The following is a 22684-nucleotide window of genomic DNA, read 5'->3' as shown; positions in this document are numbered from 1 at the left end:
GGGTAGACGGCCGCGTCCTGCGGTCGCCCCAGAGCAACCCGCTCACTCGGCGTCGGCGACGACAGAGCCGACACGTTCGGCCAGGCTGGGGTCTCGGCGGACCAGAAGCGTCGCGTAGCCGACGGCAGCGAGCAGGGCGGCCAACGCTGCTACGGGGAACCAGCTGTACGGCGCGGGTTGTCCGGGTTTGGCGAGGTAGTAGAGAGGAACCAGGATGGCCAGGGCGCCGATCGCGGGCAGCAGCAGGTGGCGGACCGTGCGGAACTCCTGAGGACGGTATCTGCGGTAGTAGAGCGGCAGGGCGATGTTGGACGCGAGGTAGACCAGCAGGATCAGGATGGCGCCCAGGCTCGAGGACTCGGTGAAGAAGACGACGGGGTTCATCGAGCCGTGGGGCCCGAGCAGATGGCCCAGGCCCCAGCCTCCGATGATCAGCAGTGAGATGGCGGCGAAGGTGACGATCGCGTTGGTCGGTGTACGGCGCGTCGGGTGCACGTAGCCGAAGAAGGAGGGGAGCAGCCCCTCGCGTCCGGCGTTGAACACCAGGCGGGCCTGGGAGTTGATGCCGGCGATCAGCACGCCGAGGGTGGAGGTCAGGCCCCCGATGTAGGCGACGAACGCCAGCGCTCCGAGCGTGTCGTGGGCGACGTCGATGAAGGGGATTCGAGCGTGGCCCAACTTGGCCACGTCGTAGTCGAAGCCGGTCACCGTGGCGTAGGAGAAGAGGACGTAGCTCACCGTCATGATCGCGATGGAGAAGAACACGGCGCGGCCGACGTTGCGCCGCGGGTTCTCCGTCTCTTCGGCGAGCGCCGCCGAGTTCTCCCAGCCGATGAACAGATACACCGCCAGCGGGAATCCTGCGGCCAGGCCCCTGAGGCCGTGGCTGATGTGGTCGGGCAGGAAGGGGTCGGCGGAGAGGTGGCCGCGGTGTTCGACGATTGCCGCGACCGAGACCACGACCAGCACCAGCATCTCCACGCCGAAGAAGTAGCCGGCCCACTTGGTGGAGACCACCACCCCGCGCAGCATCAGCACCACCGACAGACCGGTCAGCAGCAGCGTCCAGATGATCCACGGCAGCTCGACGCCGGTGTAGTGGTGCAGGGTGATCTGCACGAACCCGCCCGAGATCGCGATGACGGAGGCCATAGCGATGATGTAGCCCAGTCCCGCAAGCAATGCCGTGGTCACCGCGCTGACCGGCCCGAAGGTCTTGCCCACGAAGGTGATGAAGCTGCCCGCGGAGGGGTGCGCACGGGAGAACTGTGCGAGCGTGTTGCCCAGCAGCGCCACCGCGATGCCCGCGGCGACGATGGTCAGCGGGGACGCGACACCCGCGGTGACGGCGAGAAATGCGAAGCCGAAAAAGAAGCTCATGGCCGGGCCGACGTTGGCCATCGTGGCGGTGGCGATGTCCGCCATGCCGAGAACGCCGCCGCGCAGGCGCTGGGGCGTGCCGCCGACGGGGCCCGACGTCGACGACGGGCCGACGGCTCCGGGGTCAGTCATGGCGGCGGCTCCTTCTGCAGTGTTGCGGTGCAAGGGGTGCGCGGCGTCGCCGGCACTCGGGTCTGCGCGGCTGGGCGTCAGCTCGGGCGGGCATGCTGGTGTGCCTTCACCGCCCGCACGGCCGGGTCCATCGCGCCGCGGCCGAGCTCGGTGAGCAGTTCGGCGTGGCAGCGGTTCCGCGCCCGTACGACCGCGGGTGTCGGATTGGGCAGCAGCAGGCACAGTCGACCGAGCAGGTCGGCGGCAAGCTCGCGGATTCCGGGCCCGCCGAGAGCCTGCGCAAGGTCGAGATGGAAGCGCGTCTCCAGTTCGAGCAGTCGTGCCGGATCGTCGGCCAGATCCATCTCGTCGACCAGCGCCAGCAGTCCTTCGAGTTGATCGGCCGGGACCTCGCCCGCACCGTGTGCCACGAGACCGCATTCGAGCAGCAGGTGGAAGGCGTCCAGTGAAGCCGCCTCGTCGGCGTCATGCATCAAAGGGACGACCGTGTCCCAGCCCGGCGCGACGAAGGTTCCGCCCGCCCGGCCTCGTCGGCGGTCGAGCAGGCCGTCCTGGCACATCCCCTCCAGTGCGCGGCGCACGGTGATCTCACTGATCCCCAGTTCCTCGGCAAGAACGCCGGCGTCCGGCAGCCGGTCTCCCGCTGACACGGACTTCAGGCGCACTTTCAGCGCGATCCTTGAGCGGACGAGTTCCGATCCCGTCTGGCCCCTGCCGGGCAGGACACGGGCGTCCCCCAGTCCGGCGGCCGGCGTCGGCCGTGCAGCGCCTGGCTGGTTATAGGGTCCGAACTTGCCCGCTGGATTCACCACGACGCCACCCTAACGGCCTGCTGGGCGGGGTTACGGCCTGTGGTGTCGCCGTCCGGCCGTGGGCCCGAGGGTCAGGGCTCGCCCTCACCCCGACGGGCGGCCCCTGCTGCTTTCCCGGCCTCCGCCCTGCCGCGGACGAGCAGGCATGCGTTGGTCTCAGAGGCCGACGCGCGAAGTGGACGGGGAGGGGCGGCAGAGGCCAGGTCATCGGTGGTTCGTGTGACCACCCCGCGGTCTTGTGCATAGGGGCTCCCACGGAGGCCGGAACACGGGAGATGGCGCGGTAGCCACAACGGCAGAAGCAGTTCCGCGATGCCCGAGAAAATAGAGCATGGTGAACACTTAAAAAAGCCCCCGGCGCCGGATCGCCCCTCACGGCGTGCGGGCACCACGAACAAGACGTCCGGCGGACACCTCTTGTTTTTTCTGATCGTGGTGAACTATTTTCCTCTCGGCCACCGACCCGTGCCTGCTCCCGCAGACACGGCCAGGAGGCCAGGCCCACTATGCCTTCACGGCGACCGTGATCGCGACCCGCGACGCGCCCGACTTCCACACCCGTCCCCCTTCGGTGGAACCTGCGCGGTCAACCCCGCCCAAGCCCGCCGGTGCATGTCCTCGTCCGAACTCCCTCCATGGATGTCGAGATGACAACACGTCCCCCTCTTTCCGCCACAGACCCGGTGACCAGCACCGAGACCCCCGCGGGATCCGGCCTGAAAGCCGGATTGAAGAACCGCCACCTGTCGATGATCGCCATCGGCGGTGTCATCGGCGCAGGCCTGTTCGTCGGCTCCGGCTCCGGCATCGCCGCCGCGGGCCCCGGCATTCTCATCTCCTACGCGCTCGTCGGGGTCCTCGTCGTCCTCGTCATGCGCATGCTTGGCGAAATGGCCGCGGCCAACCCCACGTCCGGCTCGTTCTCCGCCTATGCGGATCGCGCGCTGGGCCGTTGGGCCGGGTTCACCATCGGCTGGCTGTACTGGTTCTTCTGGGTTGTGGTGCTTGCCGTCGAGGCGACCGCCGGGGCCAAGATCCTGGCCGGCTGGATCCCGGCGGTCCCGCAGTGGGGCTGGGCCCTGATCGTCATGGTCATCCTCACCGCCAGCAACCTGGTCTCGGTCAGCTCCTACGGCGAGTTCGAGTTCTGGTTCGCCGGCATCAAGGTCGTCGCCATTGCCGCGTTCATCGTGCTGGGTGCCCTTGCGATCTTCGGCCTGCTGCCCGGTTCGGACCACCCGGCATCGGGCTTCTCCAATCTGACCGCGCACGGCGGATTCCTGCCGCACGGGCCGGGGGCGATCCTTACCGGCGTCCTGATGGTGGTCTTCTCCTTCATGGGCAGCGAGATCGTCACGCTGGCGGCCGGCGAGTCCGAGGACCCTCGGGGCGCGGTCACCAAGGCCACCAACAGCGTGATCTGGCGGATCGCGGTGTTCTACCTGGGCTCGATCCTGATCGTGGTGTCGCTGCTGCGCTGGGACGACCCGGCGATCCTCAAGGACGGCTCGTACGTCGCCGCGCTGAGCTCCATCGGCATCCCGCACGCGGCCCAGATCATGAACGCCATCGTGCTGACCTCCGTGCTGTCCTGTCTCAACTCGGGCCTCTACACCGCGTCGCGCATGGCGTTCTCCCTCGGCCGGCGCAGTGACGCCCCGGCCTCCTTCGGACTCACCACGGAACGCGGCGTGCCGAGGACGGCCATCCTGGCCTCGGTGGTCTTCGGCTTCGTCGCCGTCGCCTTCAACTACCTCTGGCCGGACACGGTCTTCCAGTTCCTGCTCAACTCCTCCGGCGCGATCGCACTGTTCGTCTGGCTGGTGATCTGCTTCTCGCAGCTGCGGATGCGCAAGATCCTCCAGCGGGAGGCGCCGGAGAAGCTGATCGTCAAGATGTGGCTCTACCCCTATCTGACCTGGGCCACCATCGCCCTGATCACGTTCGTTCTGGGCTACATGCTGACGGACACGGCCGCGGGCGGCGGCCGCGACCAGGTGGTCCTGTCCACGCTGGTGGCCGCGGGCGTGGTGGTCGTCGCGCTGGTCCGCGAACGGCTGGGCCGGGCGCACAAGGCCGTCACCTCGTCGTAGGGACCAGGCCCTGCCGGATGGTGGCTCAGCCCCGGACGGACGGCGGTGGTGCGGCTCTCCTGCCGCACCACCGCCGCGTCGTCGCCCCCGCCCGCCGGGTTTCGGTTCGGGCCTGACGTGCCGGCGTCGGCTGCGGAACCCGAACGAGGCCGGGGTGTGCCGGCGGCTGCACGGGATGGTGGTTGGTGCGGACCTGTTCCGGGTCCGGCACTCACCTGGTGAAGTGCGGCTTCCCGGCGGTCACGCGGCAGCCGGCTTGCGGGCCGGTTCGTGGGCGAAGCCAGCCGTTTCGGTGAGGCGGTCGTTGACCGTGCAGCGGCTGAGTCGGGCGGTGAATCTTGCCGACCATGGGGACCACCATCCACATGGCAGTCCGGGCCCGGGACACGCGACGGGACGGCTCCGCACTGACGCGGGAGGCTCGCGGTTGCCGTACTCCATGGCGGGCATCGCCGAGCGGGACGCACTTGCCCAGCAGGCGCGTGCGGCGGGATCACGGGGCCGTACGACGAGCGGGTGCCTGGGAACGCTCAGTCACTCAGCGACCCAGGTAGGCGAGTTCGGGGAAGTGGCGCTGGTAGGCGTCCAGCAGACGCTTGGCGACGGTGTAGGAGTCGATCAGCGGGTGGATGGTCAGGGCCCGGATCGCGTGGGCGCGTTCGCCGGTGGTGGCGGCCCGGACGACCGCGCGTTCGACCGCCTTCACCGAGCACACCAGACCTGTGCCGTGCTCGGGCAGCGCGGCTCCGGCGATCGGGTGGGCGCCGTTGGCGTCCACATGGCAGGGGACCTCGACGACGGCGTCGTCGTCGAGGACGGGGATCCGGCCGCGGTTGCGGACGTTGAGGATGAGGGTGGCCCGCTCGTCCAGGGCAATGGCCCGCATGAGGGCGAGGGCGACCCGCTCGTAGCCGCCGGACTCCAGGTCGCAGGAGTCGCGTTCGCCCATGCCGACGGCGTCGCGGTTCTCGGCCATGTAGGTCGTTTCGCGCTCCAGCCGGGTGGCGTCCCAGGCGTTCCAGGCGGCGCGGGGCTCCGGCGGGGAGCCGTCGGCTGCGCCCAGGGAATCGTAGAAGCGCTGTTGCTGGGAGTGGAGGAAGGCGCCCCGGGTCTGCGTGGCGGCCCCGGCCGAGCGCACCGACTCGCGGCTGAAGTAGTAGTAGTGCAGGTATTCGTTGGGCAGCGCGCCGAGCGTGCGCAGCAGGTCGGCGCCGAACAGCTTGCCCTCCTCGAACGAGGTCAGCGCGGATTCGTCCGCCAACAGGGACGGCAGCAGATTCCGGCCGTCCGCGTACAGGCCGCGCAGCCAGCCCAGGTGGTTGAGTCCCACGTAGTCCAGGCGGACGCGTGCGGGATCGGCGCCGAGCGCCCCGATCGCGCGGCGGCCCAGGCCCACCGGGGAGTCGCAGATCCCGATCACCCGGTCACCGAGGTGGGCGGTCATCGCCTCGGTGACCATGCCGGCGGGATTGGTGAAGTTGATGACCCAGGCGTCGGGCGCCAGGGCGGCGATGCGACGGGCGATCCCGATCGCCACCGGTACCGTGCGCAGCCCGAAGGAGATGCCGCCCGCGCCGACGGTCTCCTGGCCCAGAACGCCTTCCTCCAGTGCGATGCGCTCGTCCGCCGCCCGGCCGGCGAGCCCGCCGACACGGATGGCGGAGAACGCGAAGTCGGCTCCGGCGACCGCCTCGTCCAGGTCCGTGGTGGCGGTGACGGCCGGCGCGTCGGGGTGCCCGGCCGCCTGGTCGGCGAGCACCTTGCGGATGGTCGCCAGCCGGGAGGCGTCCAGGTCGTACAGGGTGACGTCGGTGACGCGTCCCTCGCCACGGTCGCCCAGCAGCGCCCGGTAGACCAGAGGGACCCGGAAGCCCCCGCCGCCCAGGATCGTGAGTCTCATACCTCGACCACCTCCACTCCCGCCTCTCGCAGTCGGTTGCAGGTCTTCTCGTCCGCCGGGGCGTTGGTCACCACGACATCGAGGTCCTCCGGCCCGCACACCCGGGCCATCCCTGTGCCGGGGAACTTGCCCGCGTCCGCGACCAGGACCACCTGGGCGCTGGCGGCGATCATCGCCCGTTTGACGGGCACCTCCACGGCGGTGGTGTCCAGCACCTGTCCGTCGGGGCGGACCCCGCTGGTGCCGAGGAACAGCCGGTCGGCGTGGACCTGCCGCAGGTTGTCCTCGGTGAGAAAGCCGACCAGCGAGCGATAGTCGCGCCGTACCACGCCGCCCAGCAGGATCAACTGGATGTCCTTGTCGTCCTGAAGCTCCTCGTACACGGCCAGATTGCTGGTGATCACGGTCAGGGACCGGCCGTGCAGATGGCGGGCCACCCGGTGGGCCGTGGTGCCGATGTTGAGCAGCACGGTCTCGCCGTCCCTGACGAGGTCCGCGCACCAGGCGGCAAGGGAGTCCTTGGCCTCCACCCGGACCGTGGCCACGTCGGCGAACGGATCGTCCTCACCGACGACCGGGGCGGCACCGCCGTAGACGCGCTTGAGCAGTCCCTCGTCCTCCAACTGCGCGAGGTCGCGCCGGATCGTGGCCTGACTCGCCCCGACCTTCTCGGCCAGGGAGGCCACCGTGGTGGGTCCGTCCGCGCGCAGGGCGCGGAGGATCAGCTGATGTCTTCGGTCAGGGAGCATGCGCCGACCATACTCGCCAACTCGCCAAACTCAAGCAAAGTCGCGCAGGAATGTCTCGTTACTCGCTTGAGTCTTGTCAAACCCGCGCACCGGGTGCACTCTCTTGCGTAATTCGGAGCCAGGTCCGGACCCCACTCCGGTCGGCCGAAGCGGATGAACGGCGCATTCCGCCGCCATGAGCGTCGGCACCGTCTGAGAGGACCGGGTCACACAGCCCCGAGTGGTTGAAGGGCTCACCACGACGCCGATGCTCTTCAGCCACTCGGCCCCCGCCACCACCGCCGTAGCCCACGACTCACAGGTCCTTGCCGGACACGCCGAAAAACTAGGAGAAGATCGTGGACGTTTCCCGCAGACGATTCCTTCAGGCAGCCGTTCTTGCCGCGGCCGCCGCCGGCGCCACCTCGGCGTGTGGCGGCGGCTCCGGATCGAGCGCCGGCAAGGACAGCAAGAACCTGACCCTCTGGTACTGGTCCGGCGGGCTGAGCGACAAGGTCGTGGCGGACGCCAAGAAGCACTTCTCCGACGCCACCCTCAAGACCTCCGTGGTCGGCGGCGACTTCAAGACCAAGCTGCTCACCGGCCTGCGGGCCGCCCAGTCCGCGCCCGACATCACCGGAATCAAGGGCGAGGACATCGCCTCCTTCCTGCCCAACGCCAACCGCTTCATCGACCTGAACACCGTCGGTGCGGACAAGCTGGCCCCGCAGTACCTGTCGTGGAAGCTGAAGCAGGCCACGACCCAGGACGGCAAGCTCATCGGCTTCCCGATCGACATCGGCCCCTGCGCCACGTACTACCGCGAGGACCTCTTCGCCAAGGCGGGACTGCCCACCGACCCGGCCAAGGTCTCCGCACAGCTGTCCACCTGGGACGACTACTTCAAGGCCGGCGTCGAGCTGCACAAGGCCCTGCCCAAGACCTTCCTGATCAACAACATCAGCTCGGTCTTCACGATGATGATCGGCCAGGGCACCCGGCGGTTCATCGACGAGGACAACAAGTTCATCGGCGACCAGGACCATATCCGCACCGCCTGGACCACCGCCGTGAAGCCCTACACCCTCGGCATCGACGCCAAGATCAACGACAACACCTGGAACGCCGCCATCAGCGGCGGCACCCTGGGCACCGAGATCGGCGCCGCCTGGCACGCGCTGGACATCACGAACGCGGCGCCCGGCACCAAGGGCATGTGGCGGGTGGCGAGCCTGCCCGGCGGACCGTCCAACCTCGGCGGCTCCTTCCTCGCCCTGCCTGCCACCTGCCGCAATCCCGAGCTTGCCTTCAAGATCATCACCTGGATCCTCAATCCCGAGAACCAGGCCCGCGGCTTCACCGACGCGGCGCTGTTCCCGACTGCCCCGGCCGCGTACAAGCTGCCGGCGCTGACCGGCGGTGACGTCTTCTTCGGCGGCCAGAAGACCATCGACGTCTTCGGTCCGGCGGCCGAGAAGATCCCCGCGGCCTACGAGGCCCCGGCCGACGCGGCGGTCTCGGCGCCCTACTTCAGCGAGCTGACCAGCATCGAGGCGAAGGGGAAGGACCCCGACCAGGCCTGGAAGGACGCGGTCAGCCAGGCCAAGCAGATCGCCCAGCGGCAGGGAGTGAAGTGACATGTCGTCAAGCCCGGTAGCCGGCCCGGCCCCCACCGGACCGTCCCCCGGATCCGGCACCGGGCCCTCCTCCGGATCCGGCACCGGGCCCTCCTCCGGATCCGGCACCGGGCCCGCCGGCCCGCCGGCCCCGGACCGCCCGCGCGGTCCGGGCCGGAACGGCCGTCGGGTCCGGCCGGTGTCGGGCGGGGCCCGGCGCGGGCCATGGCGGCGGGGCCTCAGGTACTGGCCGCAGTACCTGGCCGTCTCACCGTACTACCTGCTCTTCTCGGTCTTCATGCTCTCCCCGGTGCTCTACACCGTGTATCTGGCGTTCCAGAAGTGGGACGGCATCGGGGACATGCAGTTCGTCGGGTTCCAGCAGTTCCGCTTTCTGTGGCACGACCCGGTGTTCTGGCTGTCCGTGCGCAACACCCTTGTCATCTGGGTGCTGTCCACCGTGCCGATGCTCTTCCTCGCCCTGGTGCTCGCGGTGCTGGTGAACTCCACCAAACGTCTCACGGCCTTCTACCGGATCGCCCTGTTCATCCCCAGCATCACCTCGCTGGTGGCCATCGCGATCTTCTTCGGCGCCGTCTTCAGCAACAACTTCGGTCTGATCAACGCCATCCTGAGGGCCCTGCACCTGTCGGCCGTGCCCTGGATGAGCAATGAGTGGACGATCAAGCTGGTGATCGCGGCGCTGATGACCTGGCAATGGACCGGCTACAACGCCATCATCTACCTCGCCGGCCTGCAGGCGGTCCCCTCGGAGGTCTACGAGGCCGCACGGATCGACGGGGCAGGCCCGGTACGGATCTTCTTCTCCATCACGATCCCGCTGCTGCGGCCGATCATCCTGTTCACCGTGGTGATCTCCACCGTCACGGGTCTGCAGAGCTTCACCGAACCACAGGTCCTCTTCGGCAGCGAGGCGGCCACCAACCCCAACTCCGGCGGACCGGGCCAGGCGGGCCTGACCACGTTGCTCTACTTCTACCACCAGGCCTTCGACAACAACGACTTCGGCTACGGGGCCGCGATCGTCTGGGCCTTCTTCCTGCTGATCCTGCTCATCGTCGTCATCAACTGGCGCTTGGTGCAGCGTAAGGAGCGACGGCCGTGAACAGCCACAACCGTAAACGCGTGCGGGGGCTCAGTGTCCATGTCGTGCTGATGGCCGGTGTCGTGATCTCGGTGTTCCCGTTCTACTGGATCATCGTCATGGCGACGAACAGCTCGCAGGACATCTACCGCTATCCGCCCAAGCTGTGGTTCGGCGACCATCTGCTGACCAACATCCAGCACCTGTTCGACAAGATGGACTTCTTCGGGTCGCTGTTCAACACGGTGATCGTGGCGGTCTGCACGACCGTGCTCGTGTTGTTCTTCGACTCGCTGGCCGCCTTCGCCTTCGCCAAGTACGACTTCCCGGCCAAGAAGTTCCTGTTCGGCCTGCTGCTGTCGATGTACATCCTGCCGACCCAGCTGGCGATCATCCCGCAGTACGAGATCATGGCTCAGCTGGGCTGGCTGGGCACGCTGAAGGCGCTCATCGTGCCCGCCGCGGCCAATGCGTTCGGCATCTTCTGGATGCGTCAGTACACCAGCAGCGGCGTCCCCGACGAACTCCTGGACGCGGCCCGCATCGAGGGCGCAGGGTTCTTCCGCCTGTACTGGCACGTGGTGCTGCCGTGCGTCCGACCGGCCCTGGCGTTCCTCGGCATCTACACCTTCATCGCCGCCTGGAACGATTACATCCTGCCGTTGGTGATGCTCGTCAACCCGGACCGCCTCACCCTCCAGGTGGCGCTGGCCCAGCTGTACGCCGGACACTCCACCGACTACAGCATGGTGATGTCCGGGGTGCTGCTGTCGGTCATCCCGCTGGTGCTGGTGTTCACCTTCTTCGCCCGCGGGTTCATCGCCGACGCCACCAAGGGGGCTCTGCGCTGACAGCGGCGAGCAGGTCAGGTCCTCGGCTCGTGGGAGAGGCCGCGGCCAAGCTGAGGGCCGCGCTCTCGGAGCTCGTCCGCCGACGCCAAACATGAGCAGTGGGCGCGGCTGCGCCGCCAGATGTGGCAGCCGCCGCGCACCCACGGCGAACAGCCGCACGAGCGGGTGGTGGGCCGCTCGAACTCTTCTACGACCTGGTCGTGGTCGTGCTGGTCGCCCAGGCCGCCCACCATTGGGCCGTGCACCTGAACTGGCGCGGGCTGGTCGAGTTCGCCGCAGTGTTCGCGCTGGTGTGGATCGCCTGGCTCAACGGCAGCCTCCACCATGAACTGCACGGTTACGACGACGCCCGCGGCCGGATCATGTTCCTGCTGCAGATCCTGGTACTCGTCCCACTGGGCGCGTTCATCCCCGAGGCCGGCGGCGCGCGCGGAGCTGCGTTCGCCGTCGACGCCGGGGTGTTGTCCGCTGTGCTGGCGGTGCTCTGGCTGCTCGCCGCGCGGCGAGCAGCCCCGAGTTCCACCGCCCCAGCCGGTTGTTCGTGACCGGGACGGCCGTCTGTGCGGTTGTCCTCGTCTCGAGCGCCGCCCTGTCCGCCGGTGACCGTGTACTGACCTGGGGCCTCCTGGCGGTCGTCTACCTGGCCGGGTTCGCAGCCATGATCGGTACGGCCACCCTGGTCCAGACGGCCGCCAGCCGTGCGGCCGGGCCTGGTCGTGCTTGTGCGGCGGGTGGGAGGACCAGTTGCCGCCGGGGGTGAGGACCTCGCACACCAGGAGGTGCTCTGCCTCGAAGGTGCCGGGCGGGCAGTAGTTGTTGACCTGGCGGGAGCAGTTCCCGGTGCCGCGCAGTTCGACGGGGACGTTCTGCTGGGGCCCGTACCGAGCGGAGAGTGAGCTCCGCTCGGTACGGGCGGAGGGCAGTGCGAACCTCCCACCGAACACACTGCCGGTCAGGGCCTGCGACTCGCGGGGCAGGTGGGCGAAGTCGGTCACCGAGGCGAACACGCCCGTCCGGCCGCCGAGTTCGAAGCTCTGTCCGTCGACGGTGACGGTGCAGCCACCGGGTCAGCGGCAGGACCGGGAACTCGGACTCCCCGGTGGACAGGGTGTGCGCCTCACCCGGCTTCAGGGTCAGGATCCTGAGGCCGGAGTATTCCCAGCCCGCCGACTGGGGCGTGACCAGGAGGCCGTAGGTGCCATCGATCTCGAACACGGAGCCGGCGAGCCCGGCCGCCGGAGGCCGGCGGTGTGCCCACCGCCGGTTCGGCGTGCTGGGTCATGCTCATCACCGGGTGCCCTTCGCGGCGAACGCGGCGACGCTGTCGACGTTGGACTTGTCCACGAACGCGGGACCGGTCAGCACGGGAGCCTCGCCGCCGCCGCTGTAGTTACCGTTGTTCTTGTAGAGCCACAGGGAGTCGACGGCGAGGTAGCCCTGCAGGTAGGGCTGCTGGTCGACCGCAAACTGGATGGTGCCCTTCTGGATGGCGGAGACCAGGTCCTTGTTCAGATCGAAGGTGGCGAGCTTCGCCTTGCTGCCGGTCTCGGACACCGACTGCACGGCGGTCAGCGCGATCGGGGCTCCGAGGGTGACCACCTCGTCGATGGAGGAGTCCTGCTTGAGCTTGGCGGTGATGGTGGACTTCACGGACGGCATGTCGGTGCCGTTGACATAGAGGATGTCCGTCTTGCCGCTGAAGGTCTTCTTCACGCCGGCGCAGCGCTCTTCGAGGTTGACGTCTCCCTGGGCCTGGATCACGCAGAGGGCGTGCTTGGTGCCGGTGCCGTTGATCTTGGTGCCGAGTGCCTGGCCGGAAACGGCCTCGTCCTGTCCGAAGAACGACAGCAGGCCCTGCTGTTTCCAGACGCTCAGGCCCGCGTTGAGGCCGACGACAGGGATGCCGGCCTTCTCCGCCTTGGCGACCACGTCCTTCAGGGCGTCCGGCTTGGCCAGGGTGACGGCGATGCCGTCGACCTTCTGGTCGATGGCGTTCTGTACGAGGTTGGCCTGGTTGGCAGCGTTCTCGTCGTTGGAGTAGATCAGCTTGATGTTGTCCTTGGCGGCGGCGGCCTCGGCGCCCTTGCGGATGGTGTCCCAGAAGGTGTCCCCGGAAGGCGCGTGGGTGACCATCGCTACTGTCATACGGGGCGTGTTGGCCTTGCCTGCGGATGCGCCGACCGCGCTCTCCTCGGCCTTCTTGCCGCCGGAGCTGCTGGAACATCCCGCGAGGGTCAGGGCGGCCGCGGCGGCGACGGCCACGACGGGAAGGAGTCGGCGGGAACGGGGGAGAGACGTGTGATTCATGCTGCGTGCACCTCACTGTGCAACTGGGAGGGAGTATGGATCACCGGCCGCCGCCCGACCGCCGGGTGGGCAGAGGCGGACGCGACGGCCCCCGTCGGGGCGCACTCCGGAAGGAGTGAGCGGACGAATCGGTTCGGCAGGTCTCGGGGGCAGGGCGGCGGCCGGGGGCGGAGTCGGACGCGGGCAGTAGGGGTGACTGCCGCGCTCCTAAGCTTGCTTCGTTGGAACAACAGGACAATTTAAAGCGCTTTAAGTGCTGGTACTATCGGTCTTGTTTCGCGAGGGTGTCAAGGGTGTTGCACAAGGAGATTTGCCGCGGGGAGGCACAAGTGGACGACGGCGGTTCCGTGCGTCACCAGAACGGCACGCACAAGCGCCCCAGGTTGGAGGACGTGGCCGCACGAGTGGGCCTGTCCACGGCATCGGTGTCCCTGGTGCTGCGCGGTGTGCCCGGCCCCAGCGAACGGACCCGGCAGCGTGTCCTGAAGGCGGCAGCCGATCTCGGCTACCAGGTGGACCGCACCGCCAGTACGCTGGCCAGCAAGCGCAGCCGCCTGCTCGGCGTCATGGTCGACATCCACAGCCCCTTCCACGCGGAACTGGTCGAGCACCTGCACACCGCGGCCGAGGAGGTCGGCTACGACCTCGTCCTGAGCACCCTCACCCGCACCCGCGGCGAACACACCGCGGTGGAGACCCTGCTGGCCTTCCGCAGCGAGGCACTGATCCTGCTCGGCCCGACCGCCCCCGCGGCCACCCTCGCCGCCCTCGACAGCAGGGCCCCCGTCATCGCCGTCGGCCGCCGGATCGCCGACGCCGCACTGGACGTCGTACGTACCGCCGACGACGTCGGTGTGGGCCAGATCGTCGATCACCTGGTCGAACTCGGTCATCGCGAGATCGTCTACGTGGACGGCGGCAAGGGTGTCATCGCCACCGACCGGCGCCGCGGCTACCGCACGGCCATGCGCCGCCACGGCCTGGACGACCATGTCCGGGTCCTGGCCGGAGACCACACCGAAGCGGCGGGTGAACGCGCCGTCCGTCACCTCCTCGGCGGTCCCCAACTGCCCACCGCCGTCGTCGCGTTCAACGACCAGTGCGCCATCGGTGTCCTGGCCGCCCTCTCCCGAGCCGGTGTCGCCGTCCCGGGCGAGGTGTCCGTGGCCGGCTACGACGACGACACGCTCTCCCGGCTGAGCTGCTTCAATCTGACCACAGTCAGCCAGAGCGCCCGGGAACAGGCCCGGCACGCGGTGACCGCCGCCGTCGAACGCCTCGACCAGAACCGCACCGAGCCCCGCGAGGTCGTACTCACCCCGCGCATCGTCCTGCGCGGCACCACAGCCGAACCCGCCTGACGAGCACTGCGAAGTGTTGCCAGTCCGCGGGCGGACTGGCAACACGGGTCAGGGCTGACTGTCATCACTGGGCGGGTCAGAAATCCACGACACCGTGGCTACTGCGGGAGAGACGTCCGCGAGTCACGCAGGGACCCAGGGTTTCGGGCGTTGTACGACGGTTTTCCGGCCCGTTGTGCGACGGTGCGCGACCGCGGATTATTCGCTTCCGAAGAAGGACCGCCCACTTCGTGCTGCAGTGGTGCATGAATTCCACCGGCTGCTTCCAACCCTGGTGCTTGAAGAGGACGACGGTGTAGTCGTCGACCTGATCGAGGCCCCAGTCCACATGCGTGGCGATCCATTCTTCGGGTCCGTCGACCACCTCCCACAGTACGTGCCTGCCCGGGTCAAGCTCGAGGACCTTCATATCGAATCCCGCGGCCCCGAAGCGGAATTGGAGCTCGCCGCCGAGTTTGTGGCCTTCGCCTCGGGCGTTGGCCGCGGGGGCTAGTTGGACCTCGTCCACCCGGTAGCGCCTCTCTCACCATGCAGGCGTGGCGTGCACCAGGCCGACGCGGTCGAGCACGCCGAGATGTTTCCAGCATCCGCCGACGGGTCGGTTGACACGAGCCGCGCGAGGTACGCGCCGAGTCGGGGAACAAAGGTGTCCCAGCCGAGCTGTGTTCGCGGTACTGCTCCTCCAACTTCGCTGCCTCCCAGCCCATCTCCCCGAACCCGCTCCCGGTGAGCCGAATCCTGGTGCCCGCGCCCGAAGGGGTGAGCACGAAGGTGGCCAGCAGTGAGTCGGCGGAGTCACCGACCTTGCCCTCGGGACAGCACCAGCGGAACGAGAACAACCGAGGCGGATCGGCGTTCACCACGGTGATCGGGACCACCTCTGCCCTGTCGCCCCAGACAAGCTCGCCGACCGCGCCGGGAGTGGCTGCGACCTCGGCATCGTCCGTCCACCATTCCGAGATGTGCTCAGGGCTGCTGACGACTTCGAAGACCACGTCGGGCGAGGCGTCGACGTAGATCTCTCGTTCGATGCTGCCGTACTCCATGATCTCCACCCTCCCTGATGCGCAACGTTTGGTTGCGCGTCCACGCCAGTCGGCCACCGGCCCTCACGCAACCATTGGTTGCTTGTTGGGGGCGGCCGAGCCGTTTGGGTGGCGGGCTGCTGCGGCATCCGTGCAAGGACGGCCGTTGCCGTTGATGTGCCGGTTGATACAGGTCCCGGCGTGCCGCATGCCATCGGCGAAGCCCTGGCCGACATCGGCTCGGCCGGGGCTCGCTGCTCGTGGTGCTGTAAATCGGGCGGCGTGCAGCACCCTGCCGGCCGTCCGGCAGCTTGACGGCGGGCAGCTGCATCAGCCGTACGTGCCGACACTGATAGCCGTCCCCCACGTGCGCGGACACGACTCGCGGGCGAGGCTTGGCGCATGGCTGAGCAGCGTGTGATCGTTTCCCCGCCGCTTCCGAAAGGCGGCCGACAGGTGCTCGTGGGGGACGAGGTCGTCGGTACCGCGTACTCGCTCCATGAGCTGACCGTGTACCTGCAGCGGGCCGGCCTGGAGGACGTGGACGAACTGGATGTGGCTATGTCGCCGCTCATCGAGTGGCATGGAGGTGGGCCTGAGGTGTGGCCTGCGATGGAGTGACCTACCGGACGATGCGCGCGACAGCCCCGTCTTCGGGATTCCCGTACTTCGAGATCAGCTGCTCGTCGCTCATGCGGTCAACCTCTTCGCTTCGTCCGACGGGAAAGATCACGTGGGTGCCCTTGTCCGTCCAGTACTCGACGACGCGAGTTGTGTCGGTGGCTCGGCTCATCCTGTGCTCCCTTGTGGCGCGTGGGGTTCAGGGTGCGTCTGTGCATGTCGAGGGTCAATAGGGAAGGGGTCTTCCCTTTCGACTGGCGGAAGCGTAGGTTCCGATTACTCCGCGACGGCGCCCATCGAGGCGTCGGCCCGCCGGTCCCGGGACGGCGGGCCACGCGGGGGCCAATTGCCTGTGCACGGCCTTGTCTCGCCGGTGCGGCACATGGGTTCCTGCCGCGCCCCGCGGTGGGGTACCACTCAACCGCCGCCCAGGCCGCCCGCGGGCCGTTGAGCAACCGAGATGGGGCGCGTTGAGGATGCCCCATCAAGTGGCGACGGTCGCCATCAAGTGGCGATGGTCGCCGCTGTGCATCCGATCAGGGTCGGATCGGCAGGTATCGGCGAGCCACTCCTCTCACTCCATGGTTGTCGGTCGGAGGCGAAGTACGGTGCCGGCGCCGAGGCGATGCGGTCGTTCGGTGAGAGCGGTGGCTACCAGGTGCGGGCCGCCTGTCGGAGGCGGTCACGGACGCGGATGACGTCGGGGTTGGTGTCGGCGCCGGGGCGCTGGACGAGGAAGAGGGTGTTCAGCGGCGGCTCCTCCGGGTTGTGGAGGAGGGCGAGGCGGCCGGAGTCCAGATGCTCCTGACACAGCGAGCGGGGCAGGACGCTGTAGCCGGCGCCCGCGTTGACCGCGGACAGTACCGCGTACGGGTTGGGCACGGTGACTGCGGCCCGGGCCGTGAGCTGCTTGCCGAAGACGTTGCGCCAGTAGCGGCGGACGATCGGCAGGTCCTCGGCGTACGTCACCATCGGCACGTCGCGCAGTGCGGCGCACAGGTCTTCGGTGCTGGGTTGCCCGGCGACGCGCTCGGCCCAGGCAGGGCTCGCGACCAGCAGGCATTCCTCAACGCTCATCAGCTCCGAGGGCCCGGCCAGGTGCACGGGTGCCGTGACGTCGCCGGTGTCCTCCAGGCGGGCCGGCGCGTCCAGAGGGGCGGCGATCCTTCCGGCGAGTTCGTGCGCGTGCGGTGAGGGCTCCACTCCGCGCGGCAGCCGCGTGAACAGCTCGCGACCGGTCTGCTGCTCCAGGGTGCGGATCTGGGCGGTCACGGTCGGCTGGGACAGTCCGAGCCGCGGCGCCGCCGGGATGCGCGGCCTTGCCCGCATCCGCACCGGCCCACAGTTCGGGCACGGCCACCTCCGAAGTCGTATCCGTTCACAGCCAGCGGACGACCTCGCCAGCGTGTCCTGCAAGGGCGTTACCGCCGCCTGGATCTGGCACTACCTGACCGACACGTCCACCTGGGTGTCGTACTACGACAACGTCTCCGGCATCTCCTTCCCGCAGGGCGGCGGCCCGGAACTGAAGGACGGCACCGTCTTCAGCTTCGGCACCTTCGGCTTCCCGCCCCTGGACGCGCGCGTCGTCGAGTTCCAGGCCCCGGCCGAGAACGTCCCGGGCCGCTTGGCGTGGACGGCCAACCAGGACGGCAAGCCCGAGGAACAAACAGCTCGACGTGCTGCACGCCTGGCTCGTCGAGGACCTGCCCGGCGGCCGGGTGCGCGTCCTGACCCAGGAGACGCAGATCCGCAGCCGGCCGCCGACCTGGCCGCCCAGAGCCCGAACCCGATGCTCAACGGCCACCAGGCGTGGCTGGACGGCTTGGTCCGTGCCGCCTCCGGCCGGCTCGCCGTCCGATCGCTTGAACACGATGCACAGGTCGACAAGGAACGGCGTGGCAGCGAGGACCAGCGGCACGCAAAGGGCTCCCGCGTGTCAGCGGCCCGATGACGAAGAGCCGGCCCGGGAGGCCAGGAAGACCTCGTGGTCCATCGCCAGGCCGAACAGGATGCCTACAGCAGCTTCGGACGGAAGCTGAGTCCGAGTACCAGCCCGGCGTCTTCATGCCGAGGAGCCCGGAGAGCTCGCGACGAAGGGGCTGATCACGGACCGGGTCCTGGTCGAAGCGTCGCGGCTGCTTGGCGTCCTCGGCATGCTGGACCTCGGAGGTGACCTCGGACGGCGGACCGCCTGGCGGTGGATGCAAAACTCCAGTTATTTGAACGACTCCAGAATGACCGCCAGAACGCGTGCGCCGTCGCAAGCGAGGACCGCCATACGCGACGCACTGCCCCAAGGGATCCGGGTGAGCTGGTCCCAACCGCCGAGCGGCTTGTCAGTGAGCCGGCGTGCCATCGCGACGTCGCGGCCCCGGCGTCCTGGCAGAGTGCATCCTCCAATGCGGCTCGATGGCCACTTCGCCCCGATAAGATGCACTTTGTGACCAAGTCAGGACGGCTCCGGCGCCGCCGCCCTCCGTACGGTGGCCGGTGGGACCCGGTCCTGCTGTCACCGGTGATTGTCACCGTCCTCATCACCGGCCTGGCATTCTCCACGCCGAGACAGATCGCCTTCAGCCGCCTGCTCCCCGCGGCACCCGCTCTCGCCGCCGCGATGTGGCCGGTGATCCCGACGGTCCTGCTGGGGGCGTTCTGCCTGCTGGTCATGATCGGGCTCAGCTTCGTCTACTCCGATCTGGGGACACCGTACACGGGTGCCGCGATCGTTTTGGTCACCTTGGCGGCCGCATACGCAAGCCATCTGCGGCTTCAGCGGGAGGAGACACTCTTCCAGGTTCGGCTCGTCGCGGACGCGGCCCAGAAGGTGCTGCTGCGCCCGCTGCCGCGCCGCATCCACGACGTCGAAATCGAGTCGCTGTACATGGCTGCCCAAGAGCAGGCCCGGATCGGAGGCGACTTCTACGAGGCGGCCGACACCCCCTACGGGGTCCGGCTCCTCATCGGCGACGTGCGCGGAAAGGGGCTTTCGGCTGTGGGCGCGGCCTCGGCGGTGATCAACTGCTTCAGGGAGAACGCGTACGACCAGCCCGACCTGAGGGGAATCATCCAACGCCTGGATACCAGCATCGCCCGCTACACCCGCGGGGTGCCCGGTCAGGATCAGCCGGAGCACTTCGCTACCGCTCTCATCGTCGAGATCCCGTGCGGCAGCGGGCAGGTCAGAATTCTCAACTGCGGACACCCGCCACCGCTGCTTGTGCAGCGCGGGGAGATCCGCGTCCTTGAGCCCACCATCCCCTCGCCGCCCCTCAACCTCGCGACGCTCATCGGAGACCACTACTACGTGGACACGATCGCCTTCTCCGCGGGCGACCAGATGTTGCTCTATACCGACGGTGTAACGGAGGCCCGGGACCGTACCGGCGAGTTCTTCCCGCTGCCCGACTGGATGAGGCAGCACAGCCCGGCACCGCCGCCCCGTGAGCTGCTGGACCGACTTCACCGGGACCTGCTTCACTACAGCGGCGGAAGGATCGATGACGACATCGCTGCCCTGGCCGTCCGCTGCGGGTACTCCTGGGCCCAGGAGCGCCCTGCGTAGGCGGCTGGAAGTCGTGTCGGGACCCGTCCGCCGGTGTTGGTGCACGGGCGGGTTCCCCTACCGGCCTCCATCGCCTTTTGCCGGCGGCCAACGGCGCCGCCACTGCCCGTAGGCCGAACGCCAGGAGGACGGCGCCAGTCGTCCACACGGACTGTGCTTGGTGCTGTTCGGTGTGCCTCGCGTCACCGCTGGGTCGCGGCGGTCCGGCGGACGTGTGGGGCGCGTGCACGCCCCGCAGAGGTACGTAGCGCTTCCTGCTCTCGGTGTGGGCTGTGGTGTTGTCGGTACTGAATGAGGCTACAGAGGCTAGACCTTTCCTGGGGGTCCGTGTGGTTCAGGAGCCATGAGAGGAGCGAGTGACGAATGTTCTTCGGGCGGGTCGTGACGAGCGGGGATCCGGGATGCTAGAAAGGCCGGATGGAGGACCGTTTCGCCCGGCTTCGACGCATATCGCCGCGAGTGCTGATGGGCAAGAGCCCGCGAAGTGTTGCCGGGCAGGTGTTCGTCCTGCAGGTGGCGCTGGTGGTGCTGCTTGTGGCCTTTGCGGTCTTCACCCTCCTCCTGCAGTCGCAGCGGGACACGACCTCCGAGGCCAAGCGCCGCTCCATAGCCGTCGCGCAGACCTTTGCCCACTCCCCAGGCATTTTGACCGCGCTGCAGACCCCCCAACCGTCGAAAGTGCTTCAGCCGCTGACCGAGGCGGGGCGCAAGTCCGCGGGTGTCGACTTCATCGTGGTGATGGACACCAAGGGCATCCGCTACACCCATCCCCTGCCAAGCCGGATCGGAAAGCGGTTCGTCGGCAAAATCGGGCCGTCGCTGGCGGGGAAGGTCTATACCGAAAGCGTCCACGGCCCGCTCGGCCATGAGGTACAGGCGACCGTTCCCATCGAGAATCCCCACGGCAGGGTGGTGGCCCTCGTCTCCGCCGGCCTGAAGGTCAAGAACGTGACCAACCAGGTGGACCGGCAGATACCGATCATCCTGAGCGCCGGGGCAGGCGCTCTCGTGGTGGCCACCGGCATGACGGTACTGGTTGGCAGACGGCTGCAGCGGCAGACCCACAGCCTGGCGCCGGACGAGATGACCCGCATGTACGACCACCACGACGCGGTGCTGCACTCCGTGCGCGAAGGGGTGCTCATCGTCGGTGACGACGGGCGGCTGCTGCTGGCGAACGACGAGGCCAGACAGCTCCTGGAACTGCCCTTGGACGCCGAGGGCAGGCATGTGGCGCAGCTGACGACCCTTGAACCCGAAATGGCTGCGCTGCTCATCTCCGGGCGCGAGGCCACCGACGAGGTCCACTTCGCCGGGCCGCGATTTCTGGCGGTCAACCAGCGGCCCACGGATCGCTGCGGTGGCCCCAAGGGAACGGTGGTGACGCTGCGCGACTCCACCGAGCTGAAGGCCGTGTCCGGGAGGGCGGAGGTCGCACGTGAGCGGCTCAAGCTGCTGTACGACGCCGGACTGCGCGTCGGCACCACCCTCGACGTGGTCCAAACGGCCGACGAGCTCGCGCGGGTCGCCGTCCCTCGCTTTGCCGACTTCGTCTCCGTGGACCTGGCCGACGCCGTACTGCGCGGCGAGGAGCCGGCCGCCACCGCGACAGGCATGCGACGCGTCGCCGTGAGCGGCATCCGGGACGACCATCCGCTCTACGAAAAGGGCCGACTGATCGACTTCCTGCCCTCTACGCCCCAGGCGCGCGGCTATGGGACCGGCCACTCCGAACTGGTGAGCGACCTGTCGACCGCCATGGACTGGCGCGCGCAGGACCCCGTACGCGCCCAGAAGATCGTGAACTACGGCATCCACTCGCTCATAGCCGCCCCGATCCAAGCCCGTGGTGTCGTGCTGGGCATGGCCAACTTCCTGCGCTCCAAGGAGCACGGCCCCTTCGACGAGGAGGAGCTGTCACTGGCGGAGGAGCTGGTGGCTCGGGCTGCGGTCAGTATCGACAACGCCCGCCGGTACACCCGCGAGCACGCCCTGGCGGTCACCCTCCAGCGCAGCCTGCTGCCGCGGGCCCTGCCCGAGCAGAGCGCCCTCGAGGTCGGCTACCGCTACCTCCCCGCCCAGTCGGGTGTGAGCGGCGACTGGTTCGACGTGATTCCCCTGCCGGGCAGCCGGGTGGCCATGGTTGTCGGTGACGTGGTCGGCCACGGCCTCCACGCCGCCGCCACGATGGGGCGACTGCGGACCGCAGTGCACAACTTCTCCACGCTTGACCTGCCCCCCGATGAGCTGCTGAGCCATTTGGACGACCTGGTCGGCCGTATCGACCAGGACGAGGCCAGCACCCAGGCCGCCACCGGTGTCGTGGGCGCCACCTGTCTGTACGCGATCTACGATCCAGTGACGTGCCGGTGTGTCATGGCACGCGCAGGCCACCTGGCGCCCGCGCTGGTGAGCCCCGACGGAAGTGTCACCTTCCCCGACCTGCCGGCCGGGCCGCCGCTGGGCCTGGGGGGCATGCCGTTCCAGACGGCGGAGCTGGACCTTGCCGAGGGCACCCAGCTCGTCCTGTACACCGACGGACTCATCGAGGACCGCACACGGGACCTGGACGTGGGAATGGAACTGCTGCGCGAAGCCCTGGCAGGTCACCCCCACCGGTCGCCGGAGGAGAGCTGCCAAGCCGTACTGGACGAGTTGCTGCCTGGGGGGCCCACCGACGACGTTGCTCTGCTCATCGCCCGAACCCATGCACTGCAGCCCGACCGGATCGCCGACTGGGATGTGCCGCCCGAGGCGGCCGCCGTCGCCAGGATGCGCCTCGCGCTGTCCGAGAAGCTCGACGAGTGGGGCCTGTCCGAACTCGGCTTCAGCATGGAGCTCGTGCTGAGCGAGCTTGTCACCAACGCCATCCGTTACGGTTCCGAGCCGATCCACGTACGGCTGATCCGCGACCGCACACTGATCTGCGAGGTGGCCGACGGCAGTAGCACCTCGCCGCATCTGCGCTATGCCGCTACGACCGACGAAGGCGGCCGGGGTCTGTTCCTGGTGTCACAGATGACCGAGCGCTGGGGCACCCGGTACACACCCCAGGGCAAGGTGATCTGGGCGGAACAGGCCCTGCCGGAGGTCACCGAGGATCCTGCCCCGGCTCCGGCCGGCGCGGACCCTCCAGGCGGATGGCCAGCCGATCCGGAAACCTCGGCGTGATCCAGAAGAGGTTGACG

General features: G+C 68.5%; 19 protein-coding genes and 1 pseudogene. 10 read left to right on the top strand and 10 right to left on the bottom strand.

From position 1 onward, the window contains the following. Positions 1-42: 42 nt before the first annotated feature. Positions 43-1512: an APC family permease gene (locus ABT186_RS02805; RefSeq protein ID WP_351923291.1), complete on the bottom strand. Its 1470-nt coding sequence runs from the start codon at positions 1510-1512 to the stop codon at positions 43-45. 77 nt (positions 1513-1589) lie between these two features. Next, entirely contained in the window at positions 1590-2321 is a 732-nt protein-coding gene (locus ABT186_RS02800) for a FadR/GntR family transcriptional regulator (protein WP_351923392.1), read from the bottom strand. 650 nt (positions 2322-2971) lie between these two features. Here ABT186_RS02800 and ABT186_RS02795 point away from each other — a divergent pair. Then, positions 2972-4417: an amino acid permease gene (locus ABT186_RS02795; RefSeq protein WP_351233796.1), complete on the top strand. Its 1446-nt coding sequence runs from the start codon at positions 2972-2974 to the stop codon at positions 4415-4417. A gap of 538 nt (positions 4418-4955) precedes the next feature. Here ABT186_RS02795 and ABT186_RS02790 read toward each other — a convergent pair. Further along, positions 4956-6317 (bottom strand): 6-phospho-beta-glucosidase, encoded by a 1362-nt coding sequence (locus ABT186_RS02790; protein WP_351923289.1) that lies wholly within the window; start codon positions 6315-6317, stop codon positions 4956-4958. Beyond that, a complete protein-coding gene (locus tag ABT186_RS02785) occupies positions 6314-7066 on the bottom strand; it encodes a DeoR/GlpR family DNA-binding transcription regulator (RefSeq protein ID WP_351923287.1) in 753 nt (250 codons plus the stop codon). Before ABT186_RS02785 ends, ABT186_RS02790 begins: the two co-directional genes overlap by 4 nt. Positions 7067-7404: 338 nt before the next feature. Between ABT186_RS02785 and ABT186_RS02780 the strand changes: the two genes are divergently transcribed. From ABT186_RS02780 to ABT186_RS02765, 4 genes are all read left to right on the top strand, one after another. Then, the gene (locus ABT186_RS02780; RefSeq protein ID WP_351923286.1) at positions 7405-8682 is read left to right on the top strand and encodes an extracellular solute-binding protein; all 1278 of its coding nucleotides are present in this window, start codon (positions 7405-7407) and stop codon (positions 8680-8682) included. Positions 8683-8860: 178 nt separating this feature from the next. Continuing rightward, positions 8861-9787 carry a carbohydrate ABC transporter permease gene (locus ABT186_RS02775; RefSeq protein ID WP_351237289.1) on the top strand — a complete coding sequence of 309 codons (927 nt, stop codon included), beginning with the start codon at positions 8861-8863 and terminating at the stop codon, positions 9785-9787. 50 nt (positions 9788-9837) lie between these two features. Then, complete coding sequence (locus tag ABT186_RS02770) at positions 9838-10617, top strand: carbohydrate ABC transporter permease (protein ID WP_351237293.1); 780 nt, start codon at positions 9838-9840, stop codon at positions 10615-10617. 122 nt (positions 10618-10739) lie between these two features. Next, on the top strand, positions 10740-11162 hold the full coding sequence (locus ABT186_RS02765; RefSeq protein ID WP_351237291.1) for a low temperature requirement protein A: 423 nt from the start codon (positions 10740-10742) through the stop codon (positions 11160-11162). A 156-nt stretch (positions 11163-11318) separates the two neighbouring features. On the opposite strand, the pseudogene ABT186_RS02760 reads toward ABT186_RS02765, so the two are convergent. Both ABT186_RS02760 and ABT186_RS02755 read right to left on the bottom strand, forming a co-directional pair. Further along, positions 11319-11832 (bottom strand): annotated as a pseudogene (locus ABT186_RS02760) (5-deoxy-glucuronate isomerase); the annotation flags it as partial. 72 nt (positions 11833-11904) lie between these two features. Further along, positions 11905-12924 (bottom strand): sugar ABC transporter substrate-binding protein, encoded by a 1020-nt coding sequence (locus ABT186_RS02755; RefSeq protein ID WP_351923284.1) that lies wholly within the window; start codon positions 12922-12924, stop codon positions 11905-11907. Between the two features lie 329 nt (positions 12925-13253). Here ABT186_RS02755 and ABT186_RS02750 point away from each other — a divergent pair, with 329 nt between their 5' ends. Next, positions 13254-14285, top strand: a complete 1032-nt coding sequence (locus ABT186_RS02750) for a LacI family DNA-binding transcriptional regulator (protein ID WP_351923282.1) — start codon at positions 13254-13256, stop codon at positions 14283-14285. Positions 14286-14361: 76 nt separating this feature from the next. Here the strand turns inward: ABT186_RS02750 and ABT186_RS02745 are convergent, their stop codons facing one another. Continuing rightward, positions 14362-14694, bottom strand: coding sequence for an SRPBCC family protein (locus ABT186_RS02745; RefSeq protein ID WP_351923280.1), 333 nt, complete (start codon positions 14692-14694; stop codon positions 14362-14364). Beyond that, positions 14675-15331, bottom strand: coding sequence for an SRPBCC family protein (locus ABT186_RS02740; protein WP_351923278.1), 657 nt, complete (start codon positions 15329-15331; stop codon positions 14675-14677). The genes ABT186_RS02745 and ABT186_RS02740 overlap by 20 nt, the downstream gene beginning before the upstream one ends. 381 nt (positions 15332-15712) lie before the next feature. On the opposite strand from ABT186_RS02740, the gene ABT186_RS02735 reads away from it, so the two are divergent. Beyond that, entirely contained in the window at positions 15713-15931 is a 219-nt protein-coding gene (locus tag ABT186_RS02735; protein ID WP_351226522.1) for a hypothetical protein, read from the top strand. Between the two features lies 1 nt (position 15932). Here the strand turns inward: ABT186_RS02735 and ABT186_RS02730 are convergent, their stop codons facing one another. Beyond that, positions 15933-16103 carry a hypothetical protein gene (locus ABT186_RS02730; protein WP_351226524.1) on the bottom strand — a complete coding sequence of 57 codons (171 nt, stop codon included), beginning with the start codon at positions 16101-16103 and terminating at the stop codon, positions 15933-15935. A gap of 479 nt (positions 16104-16582) precedes the next feature. Continuing rightward, the gene (locus tag ABT186_RS02725; protein WP_351923276.1) at positions 16583-17203 is read right to left on the bottom strand and encodes a LysR substrate-binding domain-containing protein; all 621 of its coding nucleotides are present in this window, start codon (positions 17201-17203) and stop codon (positions 16583-16585) included. Between ABT186_RS02725 and ABT186_RS02720 the strand changes: the two genes are divergently transcribed. From ABT186_RS02720 to ABT186_RS02710, 3 genes are all read left to right on the top strand, one after another. Further along, the gene (locus ABT186_RS02720) at positions 17184-17885 is read left to right on the top strand and encodes a hypothetical protein (protein WP_351226528.1); all 702 of its coding nucleotides are present in this window, start codon (positions 17184-17186) and stop codon (positions 17883-17885) included. The two genes, ABT186_RS02725 and ABT186_RS02720, sit on opposite strands and share 20 nt — an antisense overlap. Positions 17886-18365: 480 nt before the next feature. After that, positions 18366-19496 (top strand): PP2C family protein-serine/threonine phosphatase, encoded by a 1131-nt coding sequence (locus ABT186_RS02715; RefSeq protein ID WP_502973131.1) that lies wholly within the window; start codon positions 18366-18368, stop codon positions 19494-19496. A gap of 417 nt (positions 19497-19913) precedes the next feature. Beyond that, on the top strand, positions 19914-22667 hold the full coding sequence (locus ABT186_RS02710; RefSeq protein WP_351226531.1) for a SpoIIE family protein phosphatase: 2754 nt from the start codon (positions 19914-19916) through the stop codon (positions 22665-22667). The last annotated feature ends 17 nt before the right edge of the window (positions 22668-22684 follow it).

Source organism: Streptomyces sp. NPDC001634, assembly GCF_040298185.1.
In the GTDB taxonomy this organism is placed as follows: Bacteria; Actinomycetota; Actinomycetes; order Streptomycetales; family Streptomycetaceae; genus Streptomyces.
This window is presented reverse-complemented; position numbering and strand designations above follow the sequence as displayed.